The following is a 15429-nucleotide window of genomic DNA, read 5'->3' as shown; positions in this document are numbered from 1 at the left end:
GGGGTGCGCCATCCGAGACCGCGTAGGTAATATCCACAATGCAGTGCCCGGGCGAACTCACCAGACTCCCCCATTGGACAGATACAACCGGAGACAAACCCATGAAAACTGCCACATCGGGCACGCGCCGTGCGCTGACCACCTGGGGCATGGCGGCCCTGCTCGCCCTGAGCGCGCCCGCATGGGCCCAGTTGCGCATTGGCCAGCCCTCGGGCTTCACCGGCTCGGTGGCGGCCGGCGTGAAGGAGAACACCGAGGGTGCCAAGCTGTATCTGGACGCGGTGAACGCGCGCGGTGGCGTCAACGGCCAGAAGATCGAGCTGATTTCGGTGGACGACAAGTTCGACCCGAAACTCACGGTGGAAGCCGCGCGCGAGCTGGTCACCCGGCAAAACGTGCTGGCCCTGTTCCTGAACCGCGGCACACCGCATGCGCAGGCCCTTCTGCCGCTGCTGAGCGAGCTCAAGGTGCCGCTGGTGGGCCCGAGCACCGGCGCCATGGCGCTGCACGATCCGGTCCACCCCTGGTTGTTCAACGTGCGCGCCACCTACCAGCGTGAGGCGGCCAAGGCCATCGAGCATCTGGCCAGCATCGGCATCGCCCGCATCGCAGTGCTGGAAACCGACGATTCCTTCGGCGCCGATTCGGCCAAGGGCGCACTGGCCGGTTTCGCCAAAGCGGGCATCAAACCGGTGCTGCAGGACAAGTTCCCACGCGACAAACCCGACTTCGCCGAACTGGCCCCCAAGGTCCACCAGAGCAACGCCCAGGCGGTCATGATCATCGGTTCGGCCGGCAACACGGCCAACGCGGTGAAAGCGATCCGCGCCGCGGGTTCGCGTGCGCAGATCGTCACGCTCTCCAACAACGCCTCGGAGGGTTTCATCAAGCTGCTGGGAGAACACGCGCGCGGCGTGATCGTGACCCAGGTGTTTCCCAACGAGCGCTCGGTGGCGTATCCCTTGATCAAGGAAGCGCTGGACCTGGCCAAGGCCAAGGGCATGGACGGGGTATCGCCCGCGATGATGGAAGGCTTTGCCGCGGCCAAGGTGCTGGTGGAAGGCCTGCGGCGCGCCGGTCCCAACCCGACGCCGGTGGCGCTGCGCGACGCGCTCGAAGGCCTGCGCAACTTCAACCTGGGCGGACTGTCGGTCAGCTACAGCCCCACGAACCACACCGGGCTGGACTTTGCCGACCTGTCCATCGTGGACGCCACCGGCAAATTCAGACGGTGACGCCCTCGGATCGCCAGGACGTTCAGGACTTGGCGATCAGCACCGGTACCTTGGCGTGCGTGAGCACCTTCTGCGCCACGCTGCCCAGGATCAGCGCCTTGATGCCCTGGCGGCCGTGCGAGCCCATCACCACGAGGTCGCAGCCTTCCGCCTCGGCGGTTTCCAGGATGCCCTCGTACACCACATTGCGTTCGATGGTGTCCCCGACGAAGGGCACGCCTTCGTCGGCGCAAACCTTGCCCAGCGCGTCCAGCGCCTGGCCGGCGGCCGACTTGGCCTCGGTCAGGTAGGCCTGCAGGCCGATCGCCGACGCGTCGCCAATGCCAATGTAGGGAAACGGATCGATCACATACACACCGACCACCTGGGCACCCTGGCTTTTGGCCAGCCGCGCGGCGATGGTCGAGGCGCGGGCCGCCTGCTGGGAACCGTCGGTGGGGACGAGGATTTTCTTGAACATGGCATGCCTCCTGATGGGGGAAGTTGTTGAAGGAAAACGCCACGGTGTTGCCGCAACGTTCGCGAAACCCATCTTAGCGGTCTGGCACGGCGCGGTGCTTGAGACGCGTCAAGATGAGCGCCGCGTTCATGCCGTATCAGTTTGCCTTCATCGGCCGCACATCCACCGCGCAGTACTTGAGCTCGGCGATCTTGCCCACCGGATCGAGCGCGGGGTTGGTCAGCAGGTTGGCCGCGGCTTCGGCGTAGGCGAACGGGATGAAAGCGGTGTCGCGCGGCATGCCCGCGTCGAACCGCACCGCCAGCGCCACGCTGCCGCGCCGCGACCGCACCTGCGCCACTTCGCCCGCCACAAGACCGAGCCGGGCCGCGGTTTCGGGGTGCAGGCTGACCACCGGGCCGGGCTCCACCGCGTCCAGCACCTGGCTGCGCCGTGTCATGCTGCCGGTGTGCCAGTGTTCGAGCTGGCGCCCGGTGATGAGCACCAGCGGGTAATCGGCGTCGGGCGTCTCGGCCGGCGGCGTGAGCGCGGATGGCACCAGGGTGGCGCGGCCGGTGGGCGTGGGGAAATGGTCGGTGAACACCACCGGGTGACCGGGGTCGCTCTCGTTGTCCACCGGGTAGGTGACGGCTCCTTCGCGCTGCAACCGCGCCCACGACAGCCCGGCGATGCTGGGCATGAGCGCGCGCATTTCCTCGAACACGGCGCCGATGCCGTGGTCTGCGTCCACGCTGGCCGTGCCGTCGGGCGCGACGTCGTAGGCCCAGCCCAGGCCGAGGCGGCGCGCGAGCTGCTCGGTGATCCAGGCGTCGGCCCGCGCCTCGCCCGGCGCCGGCACGGCCTTGCGGCCGAGCTGCACGCAGCGGTCGGTGTTGGTCACGCTGCCGGTCTTCTCGGGCCAGGCGGTGGCGGGCAGCACCACGTCGGCCAGGCAGGCGGTCTCGGTCAGGAAGATGTCCTGCACCACCAGGTGGTCCAGCCGCGCGAGGGCTTCGCGGGCGTGGTGGGCATCGGGGTCGCTCATGGCGGGGTTTTCGCCCTGGATCAGCATGGCGCGGATCTGGCCGTCGTAGGCCGCGTTGACGATCTCCACCACGGTCAGGCCGGGCTCGCTGCCCAGCGTGCCGGCGGGCACGCCCCAGAGCCGTTCGGCCTTCGCGCGCGCGGCGGGTTCGGAGACGCGGTGGTAGTCGGGCAGCACCATGGGGATCAGGCCCGCGTCGCTCGCGCCCTGCACGTTGTTCTGCCCGCGCAGGGGGTGCAGGCCGGTGCCGGGGCGGCCGATCTGACCGGTGATGAGCGAGAGCGCGATCAGGCAGCGCGCGTTGTCGGTGCCGTGGGTGTGCTGGCTGACGCCCATGCCCCAGAGGATCATGGCGCTGCCGGCCGTGGCGTAGGCGCGTGCCACCTCGCGCAGGGTGGTCGCGTCGATGCCGCACACCGGCGCCATGGCCTCGGGGCTGAAATCGGCCACATGGGCCTTGAGCCGCGCGAAGTCCAGCGTGTGCTGCTCGATGTAGGCGGTGTTCGCCAGGCCCTCGAAGATGATGGTGTGCAGCAGCGCGTTGAGCAGGGCCACGTCGGTGCCGGACTTGAAACCCAGGTGTTTCCAGGCCTGGCGCGCGAGTTCGGTGCGGCGCGGGTCGATCAGCACGAGTTTCATGCCGCGTTGCTGGATCGCGTTCTTGATCCAGGTCGCGCCCACCGGGTGGTTCTGCGCCGGGTTGGCGCCGATGATGAGCACGACGTCGGCGTGCACCACGTCGCGCAGCGGGTTGGTGACCACGGCCGAGCCCAGGCCCTCCATCAGCGCGGCCACGCTGGAGGCGTGGCACAGGCGGGTGCAGTGGTCCACGTTGTGGGTGCCGAAAGCGGAGCGGATCAGTTTCTGGAACAGGTAGGCCTCTTCGTTCGTGCCCTTGGCCGAGCCGAAACCCGCCACCGGCCCCTGGCGGCCACGCGCGCTGGTGCTGGCCATGGCCCGGCGCAGGCCGGTGGCGGCGGCGTCCAGCGCCTCGTCCCAGGTGGCTTCGCGAAACAGTTCGCGCCAGTCGCGATGCATCACGCTGGCGGGGTCCTTGGGCGCGTCGGCGCGGCGGATCAGGGGCCGCGTGAGGCGCTCGGGGCTGTGCGCGTAGTCAAAGCCGAAGCGGCCTTTCACGCACAAACGCCCTTCGTTGGCCGGTCCGGCCTTGCCCTCCACGTGTTCGATCCTGCCGTTGCTCACGTGGTAGCTCATCTGGCAGCCCACGCCGCAGAAGGGGCAGACCGAGTCCACCCGCTGCTGCGAGGCCTTGGCGTAGGCGCCGTTGGCGGGGGCGATGGCGCCCGTGGGGCAGGCCTGCACGCATTCGCCGCAGGCCACGCAGGTGCTCTCGCCCATGGGGTCGTTCTGGTCGAACACGATCTGCGCATGGCCGCCCCGGAACGCCAGCCCCAGCACGTCGTTGCCCTGCGTCTCGCGGCAGGCGCGGATGCAGCGCGTGCACTGGATGCAGGCGTCGAGGTTCACCGTCATGGCCGGGTGCGATGTGTCAGTACCCCACCGTTCGGGCTGAGCCTGTCGAAGCCCGGCCGCAGTGTGGGTGCGCCCTTCGACGGGCTCAGGGCGAACGGCGTATGCGGCGCGCAAGGGAAAGCGGCCCGGTTGAGCGCCGGCCAGCCCGGCCCAGTGCGCCAGCTCGCTGTCGTGCTTGAGCGCCGTGGTGTCGGGCGCGTCGGCCAGCAGCAGTTCCAGCACCGTTTTCTGCGCCGCGGCGGCGCGCGGGCTGTCGGTACTGACCACCATGCCCGGCTGCGGCGCGCGGCAGCACGAGGGCGCGAGCACGCGTTCGCCCGCCACCTCGACCACGCAGGCGCGGCAGTTGCCGGGGCTGCGCAGGCCGTCCTTGTGGCACAGATGCGGGATCGAGATGCCCACGCGCTGCGCCACTTTCAGAAGGCTCTCACCCGGCGCGGCCTCCACCGGCTGTCCGTTGAGCGTGAAGGCGACGGGCGCCATGCCCGGGGGCAGATCGCGGGCGTTCATGCGCTCACCTCGTGCGCGAAAAACCGCAGCACCGAGTCCATCGGGTTGGGTGCCGCCTGCCCGAGGCCGCAGATGGACGCGTCGCGCATCACCTGCGAGAGTTCCGCGAGCAGCGGCGCGTCCCACACCGGGGCCTGCATCAGCCTCACCGCCTGGGTGGTGCCGGCGCGGCAGGGCGTGCACTGGCCGCAGGATTCGTGTTCGAAGAATTGCATGAGGTTGAGCGCGGCGTCGCGTGCGCTGTCGTGTTGTCCCAGCACCACCACCGCCATGGAGCCGATGAAGGCGCCGTGTTCGGCCAGGGTGTCGAAGTCCAGCGGCACGTCGGCCAGCGCCGCGGGCAGGATGCCGCCCGACGCGCCGCCGGGCAGGTAGGCGTACAGCGTGTGGCCCTCGGCCATGCCGCCGGCGTGTTCATCGATCAGCTCGCGCAGCGTGATGCCGGCGGGCGCGAGGTAGACGCCGGGCTGGCGCACGCGGCCCGACACCGAGAAGCGGCGCAGGCCACTGCGCCCGCGCCGGCCCTGCGCGGCCAGCCAGGCGCCGCCCTGGGCCAGGATCTCGGGCAGCCACCACAGCGTCTCCAGGTTGTGCGCGAGCGTGGGGCGACCGAACACGCCGTGCGTGGCCACAATGGGCGGGCGCAGGCGCGGCATGCCGCGTTTGCCCTCCAGCGATTCGATCAGCGCCGACTCTTCGCCGCAGATGTAGGCACCCGCACCGCGCCGCAGCTCAATCTGCGGCGGCGTGTAGCCGGGGTATTGCGCGGCCAGGCCCTGCAGCCGGGTGCGCAGGGCGTCGATCTCGCGCGCCAGCAGGCCCCGCGCGTCGTGGTATTCGTCGCGCAGGTAGAGCCAGATGCGTTCGGCGCCCACCACCTGCGCGGCGATCAGCATGCCTTCGAGCACCTGGGGCGCACCGCCGTGCAGGCTGGTGAGCAGGTGGCCGTCCTTGAAGGTGCCGATCTCGCCCTCGTCGATGTTCACCACCATATAACGCGGCCCGGGCTGTGCACGCACGGTTTCCCACTTGCGCCAGGCCGGAAAACCCGCGCCGCCCAGTCCGCGCAGGTTCGAGGTCTTGAGTTCGGCCAGCACCTGCTCGGGCGTGAGCGCGCCCGACAAGAGGCGCTGCAGCTGCGACAGCACCGACGCGGTGGGCACCGGCAGCTCGCGCGGCCCGGTCTCGCCCCGGGCCAGCAGGGCCTGCACTTCGTCCACGCTGGCGTGCGGCAGCTGGCGCTGGCCCACGCAGGCGGCCGGCGCCTGGTGGCACTGGCCGATGCAGGGCGCGGCCTGCACCCGCACCTCGCCGTTGCCCGCCAGACGGGCCTGCAGATCGCTCAGCAGCGATGCACCGCCCGCCAACGAACACGACAGGCTGGTGCAGACCCGCACCACGGTGGCGGGCACGGGCGCGTCGTCGGCCACGATCTCGAAGTGGTGGTAGAAGCTCGCCACCTCGAACACCTCCACCTGGCTCAGGCGCAGCCGCTCGGCCAGCGCCGCCAGGTGGCCGTGGCGCAGCGCGCCCTCGGCGTCCTGCAGGCGGTGCAGGTGCTCGATCAGCAGATCGGCCCGCGGCGCCAGCCCCTCGCACAGCGCGGCCACGCGCGCACTGGCCGCGGGCAGGACCTGCCGGCCCTTGGGCGTGAAGCGCGGCCGGGCGCGGCCAGGTGCCCCGACGGGGCGGATGGGGATCACCGGCGTGACCGGCGTGGCACGCGATTCGTGGGGGCTGCTTGTCATGGATTCAGCGTAGCACCGGAGGGGGGATTTAATATGTTCAGAATTTCATAAAGTCGGTCGTTTCCCCCGCCCCACGAAACCCCTGCCCACATGCTGCGCATCACCCTCCAGCCCCAGTGGCGCATCGGCCACGAAGACGCCGCCGCGCTCGACGCCAATACCCTGCTGCGCCTGCTCGCCGCCGTGCAGGACTCGGGCAGCATCTCGCAGGCCGGGCGCGACCTGGGGCTGTCATACCGGCACGCCTGGGGCCTGGTGCGGCAGGCCGAGCAGTTGTTCGGCCAGGCGCTGCTCACCCGCGGGCGGGGCCGCGGCTCGCTGCTGACCGAGCTGGGCCAGCAGCTCATCTGGGCCGACGCCCGCATCGGCGCGCGGCTGCAACCGCTGCTGGAGTCGCTGGCCTCGGAACTGGAAGGCGCGCTCGGGCGCGTGCAGCGCCGCGAGCGCGGTGCGCCGCGCCTGCACGCGAGCCACGGGTTCGCGGTGGCGGCGCTGCGCGAGCAACTGGCGGCGCGCCAGGTGGCGGTGGAGCTGCGCTACCGCAACAGCCTGGAGGCCGTGGCCGCGCTGGCCCAGGGCGACTGCGATCTGGCGGGTTTTCACGTGCCGCTGGGCACGTTCCAGGCCGCGGCGGCGCAGCGCTACCTGCACTGGCTGCGGCCCGAGACCCACCGGCTGGTGCAGCTGGCCGTGCGCACCCAGGGCCTGTTCGTGGCGCCCGGCAACCCGCTGGGCCTGCACGGCCTGGGCGACCTCACCCGCCCGGGCCTGCGTTTCGTGAACCGGCCCGAAGGGTCGGGCACGCGGGTGCTAACCGAGCTGCTGCTGCAGCGCCAGGGCATCGCGCCGCGCCAGATCGCCGGCTACGACAACACCGAACTCACGCACGCCGCCGTCGCCGCCTTTGTGGCCAGCGGCATGGCCGACGTGGGCATCGGCGTGCAGACTGCAGCGCACCGCTTCGGCCTGCACTTCATCCCGCTGCTCAAGGAGCGCTACTTTTTCGCGGTTTCGGCCAGCGCCCTGGAGCGCGACGAACTCAGGCCGGTGCTGGCGGTGCTGCAGTCGCCCGCGTTCCGCGCACGGGTCGCGGCGCTCAAAGGCTACGAAGCCGCCGACACCGGGCGGGTGCTGACGCTGGAAGAGGCGTTTCCGGACTGAGAGGCTGAGAGTCTTTCGCTCATGCCCGCTCACCACGCCAAAACGCACCCACTCCGCGTTGCAAATGCGCGCCATAGCCCGTGCTATGGCTGTGCTTTGCGCCTTGATTGGGCCCGTTTTGGCGCGTTGCTCGGACACGCCCGAAAAACTCTCAGCCTCTGAGACCGACAGGGCGCCGGGGCCGGCGCCCCGGTCAGGCGGGGTTTCGCTGCACGCCCACCGGCACGCGGGCTGCGGCCTCCCAGGCGCCGGAGTGGAACCAGGCGTCACCATCGAGGTAGGCCCGCAGCATGGGCAGGGCGTCGTGGCCCCAGAACACGCGGCCGTCCACCACCAGCGCGGGCACGCCGAACAGGCCGAGCGCGAGCGCCGCGTCGGTGTTGTCGCGCAGGCGCTGTTTCACGGGCGCACTGTCCGGCGCGGCCCAAGGCTTCTGGCGCTGGACCATGTGGTCCTGCAGCAGGGTCTGCAACGCGGCCAGACGCGCCGGGTCGGTGGCGTGATGCCCGCCGCGCCAGACGTGGTGGAACAGCTGCTCGGTCACATAGCGGTTGGTCTCGCCTGGGGCCTCGTCGGTGGCGGTGCACAGGCCCAGGCGCAGCAGTGCCAGCGGGTTGAACGGGTGCGCGGCCGGCAGCTCCAGCGGCACACCATGCTGCTGCGCGAGCCAGCCGATCTGGCGGTAGGTCCAGTCACGCTTGGTGGGGATCTCGGCCGGCCCGAGCTGGCCGTGGGCCTGGAGCAGCGCGGCGAACAGCACCGGTTTGTAGCGCACCCGTACGCTCAAGCCCATGAGCGCTTCGGGCAGGCGCTCGAAGGCCAGGTAGGCGTAGGGCGAGATCGGGTCGTACCAGAAACTGATGTCGTGCAGGGTGTCGGTGCTCATGGGTAGGTCTCCACAGTCAGGATGTCACGGTGGCGGAGCGCCACTCCGCAGCGCATGAAGTGGTGGAGCCCAGGGCACCGCCGGGCCGGCTTTGCCGGACGGCCAGTGCCGCCCCCTTGAGGGGGTCGCGCGAAGCGCGGCGGGGGGGTCATCCAGCCGTCTGGCGCGCCTCGATGCGCTCCCAGACCACCAGGCGCTGCGGGTCGTCCAGTGTGCTCCAGGCCGCGATCTCTTCCAACGTGCGGTAGCAGCCGCTGCACAGCTGGGTGGCCGGGTCCATCTGGCACACCGAGATGCAAGGCGAGGGCACCTCGGGGTCCACGTGGCGGGCGCGCGCGTCGTCGAGGTTGATCAGCGGCCTGGGCGCGGGCGCCGCGCGGCGCGAAAACAGTTTCTTGAACAGCATGGGGGTCAGGGCGTGGGCGGCAGCGCGGTCACGTCATGCACCGGCGCGCCGGTGAGCCGCTGGAGGTCGTTCGGCGTGAGGCGGAACACGCCATGCGGATGGCCCGCGGCGGCCCAGATCACGTCGAAGCGGAACAGCTGGTCGTCGATCAGCGTCACCGGCGCGGTGGCGTGCGCCAGCGGGGACACGCCACCGATGGAAAACCCGGTGCGCGCCTTGACGAAATCGGCGTCGGCGCGGCCGAGCTTGCCGCCCTCGGCGCAGACGATGGCCTGCACCTTCTTCTCGTCCACGCGCAGGTCGCCCGAGGTGATGACCAGCACGGCGGCGTCGTCGCTCTTGCGGCGGAAGATGATGCTCTTGGCGATCTGGCCCAGCGCCACGCCCAGCGCGTCGGCGGCCTGCTGGGCTGTGCGCGCGGCGTCGTCGAGCATGACCGGGGTGTGGGCATGGCCCAGCGCGGCCAGTGCTTCGGTGACGCGCAACACGCCGGCAGGCAGATCAAGGGTGTTCGGGGATGGTTCGCTCATGGTCGGAAATGGTAGCGGCCCGGGCCGGGCCGCGTCATGTGGCCGCGCGTTTGACCACCAGCAAGCTCGCCCCCATGGCCATGAGCACGCCGCCAAACACCCGGTTCTGCGCGCGGCGGGCCCGGGCCGTGGCCAGCCAGGCCTTGGCGCGCGAGGCCAGGAAGGCGTAACCGTGCATCACCAGCACGTCCACCCCGACCGAGGTCAGCAGCAGGATCAGCAACTGCAGCCACAGGGCGCGGGCCGGGTCGATGAACTGCGGCAGCACCGCCACCATGAAGACAATGCCTTTGGGGTTGGTGACGTTGGTCATGAAGCCGGTCAGCAGCCGCTCGCGGACCGAAGGCAGGCCGTGCGCGTCGCCCGCCGGGGCGCTGCCGGCCGCATCGGGACCGGGCAGTTGTGCGGCACCGCTGGGCGCGCGCCACTGCTTCCAGCCCAGCCAAATCAGGTAGGCCGCGCCCAACACCTTGACGACCAGGAACGCGGTGCTGGAGGCCAGCAGCAGCGCACCCACCCCGACACCCGCGATCAGCAGGATCACCGACAGGCCCAGCTCCAGCCCCACGATGGTCGCGCCCGCGCGGCGCACACCGTAGGCCAGGCCGTGGCTCATGGACAGCACCGCACCCGAACCGGGCGACACCGCGATCACCCAGGACGCGGCAAAGAAAGCCAGCCAGACGTTGAGATCCATGGTGCTCAACCCGCCCGTTTGGCCAGCAGGGCGCGCGCCACGCGCGAGCCGCTGGGCCGCCCCAGCTGTTCGCTGATGTACTGGCCCGCGTCCACCAGGGCGTCGAGGTCGATGCCGGTTTCGATGCCCATGCCGTGCAGCATGTAGACCACATCTTCCGTGGCCACGTTGCCGGTGGCGCCCTTGGCGTAGGGGCAGCCGCCCAGGCCGGCCACCGAGGTGTCGAACTGCCACACCCCCATCTCCAGCGCCGCCAGGGTGTTGGCCAGGGCCTGGCCGTAGGTGTCGTGGAAATGGCCGGATATGTCGTCCACCGTGTACACCGACAAGGCCGCGTCCAGCGCGCGCTGCACCTTGAGCGGCGTGCCCACGCCGATGGTGTCGGCCACGCCGATGTGCTGCACGCCGATGCTGCTCATCAGCGTGGCCACGTATTTCACGCTCTCCGGCGGCACATAGCCCTCGTACGGGCAACCCACCGCGCAGGAGATGGCGCCGCGCACGTAAATGCCGGCGGCGCGGGCCGCGTCCACCACCGGGGCGAAGCGTTCGATGCTCTCGGCGATGGAGCAGTTGATGTTCTTCTGGCTGAAGGCTTCGCTGGCCGCGCCGAACACCACGATCTCGTCGGGCTGGTCACGCAGCGCCGCCTCGAAACCCTTGAGGTTGGGCGTGAGCACCGAGTAACGCACGCCGGGCAGGCGCTGGATGCCGGACATGACCTCGGTGTTGTCGGCCATCTGCGGCACCCACTTCGGACTCACGTAGCTGGTGACCTCGATCTCTTTCAGACCCGCCGCCTGCAGACGGTGCACCAGCTCGATCTTGACCGCCGCCGGCACCGGCTGCTTTTCGTTCTGCAGGCCGTCGCGCGGCCCCACGTCCACGAGCTCGACGAGCGACGGCAGGGTGGCAGGGGTGCGGATCGGGGTTTGCATGGTGGGCATCCGGGTGGTGTGGGTGGTTGGCCGGCGCCGGTCAACCCTGCGCCGCGCCAGCGTGCAGGTCGGCCGTGTCGGGCGGGAGTGTTCTGAGGTCAAAAAATCCGATGAGTTCCAGGTGCCCTTCGCCCCGGCACCGCAACATCAGGGCCTTTTTGTCCCTCGCCTTGGCGGCAGCGATGCCATCGCCCACCGCGTTGGCCGCCAGCAGCTCGGCCTGGGCGCGGGCCATGAAGGTTTCCAACCGGCCCTCCAGCGACAGGGTGGCCCGCTCGAACAGATCAAAGCGCTGGGTCTTGTTCATGGTGGGTGTGAGCTCGATCTGGTTCAAGGCGTGCTGCAACTCGGTGATAAGCGAAGGGTGGTCCTTCAGCGCTTCTCGCAACACCTGGGGCACGGGCGGGCGGCGCACGGCGGGCGGGCACAGCTCTCCCATCGGTTCTTTGAACATGTTTTCCTCCTGAGACTTCTTGTACGAACACGAATGCAAAGCCTTGCTATTGTGCAGTCTCGGTCTCAGAAAGGACTCAATATCCCCGCGCCGCGTCCACCACGCCGGCCACCGGCTCACCGCGCTCCAGCGCCACGATCTTGCGGGCGATCTGCGCGATGCTCTCGTCGCGCAGGGTGCGCGCCGAGGTGTGCGGTGTGACGGTGATCCGGGGGTGGGTCCAGAACGGATGCTCGGCCGGCAGCGGCTCGGTGCGGAACACATCGAGCGTGGCGCCGGCCATGTGGCCGCTCTCCAGCAGGGCCAGCAGGTCGGCCTCCACCAGGTGCGCGCCGCGCGCCACGTTGATCAGGTAGGCCTGTGGCCGCAAGCGGCCCAGCGTGTCGCGGTTGAGGATGTCCCGCGTCTCGGGCGTGAGCGGCAGCAGGTTCACCAGCACCCGGCAGGACGACAGGAAGGTCTGGAACCCGACCTCGCCGCTGTGCGTGAGCACGCCCTCGACAGCCTTGGGCGTGCGGCTCCAGCCGTGCACCGGAAACTCGAACACCCGCAGCGCCTTGGCCACGCGCTCGCCCAGCACGCCCAGGCCCATCACGCCGACCGGGAAGTCCAGGCGGTTGCGCGGCTTGCGGTACGACCATTGCCCGGCCTTCACATCGGCCTCGTAGCCATCGAATTCGCGGAAATGGCGGATCACCGCGTGGCACACGTATTCGGCCATCTGCACCGACATGCCCGCGTCGTCCAGCCGCACGACCTTGACGCCCGGCGGTAGCCGCAGCTTGAGCAGCGCATCGACCCCCGCACCGATGTTGAACAGGCCCTTGAGCGCGGGCTGCTCGTCCAGGAACTGTTGCGGCGGCGCCCAGACCACGGCGTGGTCGGCCTGCGGCGCACCCGGTTGCCAGACCTCGACGGTGGCGCCCGGCAGCGCCGCGCGCAGGCCATCGAGCCAGGGTTCGGCCTTGGTGTCGGTGCAGCAGAAAGTGATGTTCATGATGCGGCGAGCTTATGGCAAGACGAATAGCCTGTCGGCCGGGAGGCCCGTTCGCGCCGGGCCCTTCGGCAGGCTCGGGGCGAACGGAAGATGCGGACCCGCACCACCTTGAAACCGGGCTCGCGGGCGGTCAGGCGGTCTGAATTTTCAGCAGCTCCGCGCCCTCAGCCACCTGGTCACCCGGCGCGTAGAGCAACTCGGCCACGGTGCCATCGGCCGGCGCGGCGATGGTGTGTTCCATCTTCATGGCCTCCATCACCGCGAGCGGCTGGCCCTTCTTCACCACGTCGCCGGCCTTCACGGCGAACGACACCACCTTGCCCGGCATGGGCGCAGTGAGGCGCCCAACGTCGTGCGCGGCTTCGCCCGCGTGGGCCAGCGCGTCGAGCTCGGTGATCTGAGTGGCGCCCAGAGCGCAGAAGACGTGCACGACCTCTTCGCGCTGCCAGGTCTGCACCGCCTGGCGCTGGCCCAGGAAACGCAGGTCCATCAAGGTGCCCTTTTCCGCTGGCAAGGCGTCAAAAGCCAACACGCCGCAGACCTCGCCCAGCGCCAGTTGCAGCGTGCCATCGTGCAGGTAGGTCAGGCTGGCCTGCATCGCCTCGCCCTGGTATTCGAAATCGAAGCGGCGCACGGTCAGGCCATGCGGGCGCCAGCCGTCGCGGCGCGAGAACGGGTCTTTGCCTTCGCTCGCGCGCTCGGCCAGCAGGGTCTGCGCCACGGCGGCGGCCACGGCCAGATTCAGACCGACCTTGTCCCGGTTGAACAGCACACCCGCTTCGCGCGGAATCAGCGCCGTGTCCAGGTTGGCCTGGGCAAACGAGGGGCTGGTCACCACATGGCGCAGGAACTGCACGTTGGTCGACAGGCCGACGATGCGCGTTTCGGCCAGCGCCGCATCGAGCCGGGCCAGTGCTTCGGCGCGGGTGCGGCCGTGCACGATCAGTTTGGCGACCATGGAGTCGTAGAAGGGGCTGATGGTGTCGCCTTCGCGCACGCCGTCGTCGATGCGCACCGAGCCCCGGGTGAAGCTGGTGCAGGCGGGCTTGCGGAACACGTCGAGCCGGCCGGTGGCGGGCAGGAACTGGTTGTCCGGTGTTTCGGCGCAGATGCGCGCTTCGATGGCGTGGCCCTGGATGTGCAGCTCTTCCTGCTTCAGCGGCAGCGGCTCGCCACTGGCCACGCGCAGTTGCCACTCCACCAGATCGAGGCCGGTGATGGCCTCGGTCACCGGGTGCTCGACCTGCAGGCGCGTGTTCATCTCCATGAAATAGAAGCGCATGCCGCCTTCGGGCGGCTGCTCGACGATGAACTCCACCGTGCCCGCGCCCACGTAGTTCACGGCCTTGGCCGCCGCCACGGCCGCGGCGCCCATCTGCGCGCGCAGCTCGGGCGTCATGCCCGGCGCGGGCGCTTCTTCCAGCACCTTCTGGTGGCGCCGCTGCACCGAGCAGTCGCGCTCGAACAGATAAACGCAGTTGCCGTGCGTGTCGCCAAACACCTGGATCTCGATGTGGCGCGGGCGCTGGGCGTATTTCTCCACCAGCACCGCGTCGCTGCCGAAGCTGTTGATGGCCTCACGTTTGCACGAAGCGAGCGCAGCGGCAAAGTCTTCAGCCTTTTCCACCGCGCGCATGCCCTTGCCGCCGCCGCCGGCGCTGGCCTTGATCAGCACCGGGTAGCCGATGCGGTCGGCCTCGTGCTGCAGCATGTGCGGGTCCTGGTCGGCGCCGTGGTAGCCCGGCACCAGCGGCACGCCAGCGCTCTCCATCAACCGCTTGGACTCGGCCTTCAGCCCCATGGCCTGGATCGCGCTCGCGGGCGGGCCGATGAACACCAGGCCGGCTTCGGCGCAGGCGTTGGCAAAGGCCTCGTTCTCGCTCAGGAAGCCGTAGCCGGGGTGGATGGCCTGTGCGCCCGTGGCCTTGGCGGCATCGAGGATGCGCTGCCACTGCAGGTAGCTGTCCTTCGGCGCGCTGCCCCCGATGTGCACCGCCTCGTCGCAGGCCGCCACGTGTTTGGCGCTGGCGTCGGCGTCGGAGTACACGGCCACGGTGCGCACGCCCATGCGGCGGGCGGTGGCGGCAACGCGGCAGGCGATCTCGCCACGGTTGGCAATCAGGATCTTGGTGAACATTCGAGGCCTCAGGCGGTAGCAGAAGAAAACAGGGATTGCGCCCGGCGGAACACCGCGCGCAGGAACTTGAACAGCATCCAGGTGACGATCCACATCAGCACCACGGCGATGACCAGCAACACGCCGAACACCAGCGGATGCTGGGTGGCCAGCCAGACCGTGCCGACCACCAGACCGTCTTCGACCAGACTCATGGCGATGTTGGAGAACGGCTCGGGCGAGCTGTTGATGGCGGCGCGTGTGGTGGTCTTGGCGGCCTGGCTGCTGGCTGCGAGCGTGCCGCCGAGCAGCGCGCCCACCAGGGCCATGGTGCTGCCGTCAGCGCCCAGCGCACCCGCCGCCAGCGCGGCGCCGGCGGGGATGCGGATCACGCTGTTGACCATGTCCCACAGCGAGTCGAGCCCCGGGATCTTGTCGGCAAAAAACTCCACGAACAGCAGCGCACCGCTGGCGGCCAACATGGCCGGGTGCTGCAGCACCTGCAGGCCTTCGGGCAGCGGAATCCAGCCGACCCAGCCGGCCATGCCCACGATGAACACCACCGCATAAAGCCTGAAACCGCTGACCCATCCGAGCGCGGCGGCCAATGCCAGCAGGCTGGGCATGTCGAGCTGACTGGCGGCGGCACTCACGCCCTCGACCACCTGGCCACCGACCTCATGGACCACGCCCGTACCCGCGTGCAGGCCCAGGCCGTGCAGCCAGTTGACGAGGGTGGTCCAGAGTGCGTCCATGGAGTTCTCCTTGAGGGA

14 protein-coding genes are annotated in these 15429 nt (G+C 69.8%); 2 read left to right on the top strand and 12 right to left on the bottom strand.

The features are described from left to right. The first annotated feature begins 101 nt into the window (after positions 1-101). Entirely contained in the window at positions 102-1235 is a 1134-nt protein-coding gene (locus tag HTA01S_RS11220; RefSeq protein WP_068171008.1) for an ABC transporter substrate-binding protein, read from the top strand. Between the two features lie 22 nt (positions 1236-1257). Here the strand turns inward: HTA01S_RS11220 and HTA01S_RS11215 are convergent, their stop codons facing one another. From HTA01S_RS11215 to HTA01S_RS11205, 3 genes are all read right to left on the bottom strand, one after another. Further along, the gene (locus tag HTA01S_RS11215; RefSeq protein WP_068171005.1) at positions 1258-1695 is read right to left on the bottom strand and encodes a universal stress protein; all 438 of its coding nucleotides are present in this window, start codon (positions 1693-1695) and stop codon (positions 1258-1260) included. A gap of 136 nt (positions 1696-1831) precedes the next feature. Then, a complete protein-coding gene (gene fdhF, locus HTA01S_RS11210) occupies positions 1832-4723 on the bottom strand; it encodes a formate dehydrogenase subunit alpha (RefSeq protein WP_174545188.1) in 2892 nt (963 codons plus the stop codon). Then, entirely contained in the window at positions 4720-6471 is a 1752-nt protein-coding gene (locus HTA01S_RS11205; RefSeq protein ID WP_068171002.1) for an NADH-ubiquinone oxidoreductase-F iron-sulfur binding region domain-containing protein, read from the bottom strand. Before HTA01S_RS11205 ends, fdhF begins: the two co-directional genes overlap by 4 nt. Before the next feature lie 90 nt (positions 6472-6561). Between HTA01S_RS11205 and HTA01S_RS11200 the strand changes: the two genes are divergently transcribed. Then, positions 6562-7632: a substrate-binding domain-containing protein gene (locus HTA01S_RS11200; RefSeq protein WP_068170999.1), complete on the top strand. Its 1071-nt coding sequence runs from the start codon at positions 6562-6564 to the stop codon at positions 7630-7632. A gap of 193 nt (positions 7633-7825) precedes the next feature. On the opposite strand, the gene HTA01S_RS11195 is transcribed toward HTA01S_RS11200, so the two are convergent. The 9 genes from HTA01S_RS11195 to HTA01S_RS11155 all read right to left on the bottom strand — a co-directional run bounded on the left by HTA01S_RS11195 (position 7826) and on the right by HTA01S_RS11155 (position 15411). Continuing rightward, the gene (locus HTA01S_RS11195; protein ID WP_068170996.1) at positions 7826-8518 is read right to left on the bottom strand and encodes a 2-hydroxychromene-2-carboxylate isomerase; all 693 of its coding nucleotides are present in this window, start codon (positions 8516-8518) and stop codon (positions 7826-7828) included. Between the two features lie 148 nt (positions 8519-8666). Beyond that, positions 8667-8924 (bottom strand): DUF1289 domain-containing protein, encoded by a 258-nt coding sequence (locus HTA01S_RS11190; protein ID WP_084236028.1) that lies wholly within the window; start codon positions 8922-8924, stop codon positions 8667-8669. 5 nt (positions 8925-8929) lie between these two features. Then, a complete protein-coding gene (locus tag HTA01S_RS11185) occupies positions 8930-9454 on the bottom strand; it encodes a YbaK/EbsC family protein (protein ID WP_068170993.1) in 525 nt (174 codons plus the stop codon). A gap of 34 nt (positions 9455-9488) precedes the next feature. Beyond that, the gene (locus HTA01S_RS11180) at positions 9489-10151 is read right to left on the bottom strand and encodes a LysE family transporter (RefSeq protein WP_068170990.1); all 663 of its coding nucleotides are present in this window, start codon (positions 10149-10151) and stop codon (positions 9489-9491) included. A gap of 5 nt (positions 10152-10156) precedes the next feature. Further along, the gene (locus HTA01S_RS11175) at positions 10157-11089 is read right to left on the bottom strand and encodes a hydroxymethylglutaryl-CoA lyase (protein ID WP_068171145.1); all 933 of its coding nucleotides are present in this window, start codon (positions 11087-11089) and stop codon (positions 10157-10159) included. Between the two features lie 40 nt (positions 11090-11129). Continuing rightward, positions 11130-11543 carry a hypothetical protein gene (locus HTA01S_RS11170; RefSeq protein ID WP_068170987.1) on the bottom strand — a complete coding sequence of 138 codons (414 nt, stop codon included), beginning with the start codon at positions 11541-11543 and terminating at the stop codon, positions 11130-11132. A 76-nt stretch (positions 11544-11619) separates the two neighbouring features. Then, entirely contained in the window at positions 11620-12540 is a 921-nt protein-coding gene (locus HTA01S_RS11165) for a 2-hydroxyacid dehydrogenase (RefSeq protein ID WP_068170984.1), read from the bottom strand. Positions 12541-12670: 130 nt separating this feature from the next. Further along, on the bottom strand, positions 12671-14677 hold the full coding sequence (locus HTA01S_RS11160; protein WP_068170980.1) for an acetyl/propionyl/methylcrotonyl-CoA carboxylase subunit alpha: 2007 nt from the start codon (positions 14675-14677) through the stop codon (positions 12671-12673). Positions 14678-14685: 8 nt separating this feature from the next. Beyond that, positions 14686-15411 (bottom strand): DUF4126 domain-containing protein, encoded by a 726-nt coding sequence (locus HTA01S_RS11155; protein WP_068170977.1) that lies wholly within the window; start codon positions 15409-15411, stop codon positions 14686-14688. Positions 15412-15429 lie beyond the last annotated feature (18 nt).

The organism is Hydrogenophaga taeniospiralis CCUG 15921, assembly GCF_001592305.1.
In the GTDB taxonomy this organism is placed as follows: domain Bacteria; phylum Pseudomonadota; class Gammaproteobacteria; order Burkholderiales; family Burkholderiaceae_C; genus Hydrogenophaga; species Hydrogenophaga taeniospiralis.
The sequence above is the reverse complement of the archived record's forward strand: the minus strand, read 5'-3'. Positions and strand labels throughout refer to the sequence as shown.

Bases quoted from the DNA above. Each gene is read 5' to 3' on its own strand.
- HTA01S_RS11220 (WP_068171008.1), top strand. From the start codon at position 102: ATGAAAACTGCCACATCGGGCACGCGCCGTGCGCTGACCACCTGGGGC.
- HTA01S_RS11215 (WP_068171005.1), bottom strand. From the start codon at position 1,695: ATGTTCAAGAAAATCCTCGTCCCCACCGACGGTTCCCAGCAGGCGGCC.
- fdhF (WP_174545188.1), bottom strand. From the start codon at position 4,723: ATGAACGCCCGCGATCTGCCCCCGGGCATGGCGCCCGTCGCCTTCACG.
- HTA01S_RS11205 (WP_068171002.1), bottom strand. From the start codon at position 6,471: ATGACAAGCAGCCCCCACGAATCGCGTGCCACGCCGGTCACGCCGGTG.
- HTA01S_RS11200 (WP_068170999.1), top strand. From the start codon at position 6,562: ATGCTGCGCATCACCCTCCAGCCCCAGTGGCGCATCGGCCACGAAGAC.
- HTA01S_RS11195 (WP_068170996.1), bottom strand. From the start codon at position 8,518: ATGAGCACCGACACCCTGCACGACATCAGTTTCTGGTACGACCCGATC.
- HTA01S_RS11190 (WP_084236028.1), bottom strand. From the start codon at position 8,924: ATGCTGTTCAAGAAACTGTTTTCGCGCCGCGCGGCGCCCGCGCCCAGG.
- HTA01S_RS11185 (WP_068170993.1), bottom strand. From the start codon at position 9,454: ATGAGCGAACCATCCCCGAACACCCTTGATCTGCCTGCCGGCGTGTTG.
- HTA01S_RS11180 (WP_068170990.1), bottom strand. From the start codon at position 10,151: ATGGATCTCAACGTCTGGCTGGCTTTCTTTGCCGCGTCCTGGGTGATC.
- HTA01S_RS11175 (WP_068171145.1), bottom strand. From the start codon at position 11,089: ATGCAAACCCCGATCCGCACCCCTGCCACCCTGCCGTCGCTCGTCGAG.
- HTA01S_RS11170 (WP_068170987.1), bottom strand. From the start codon at position 11,543: ATGTTCAAAGAACCGATGGGAGAGCTGTGCCCGCCCGCCGTGCGCCGC.
- HTA01S_RS11165 (WP_068170984.1), bottom strand. From the start codon at position 12,540: ATGAACATCACTTTCTGCTGCACCGACACCAAGGCCGAACCCTGGCTC.
- HTA01S_RS11160 (WP_068170980.1), bottom strand. From the start codon at position 14,677: ATGTTCACCAAGATCCTGATTGCCAACCGTGGCGAGATCGCCTGCCGC.
- HTA01S_RS11155 (WP_068170977.1), bottom strand. From the start codon at position 15,411: ATGGACGCACTCTGGACCACCCTCGTCAACTGGCTGCACGGCCTGGGC.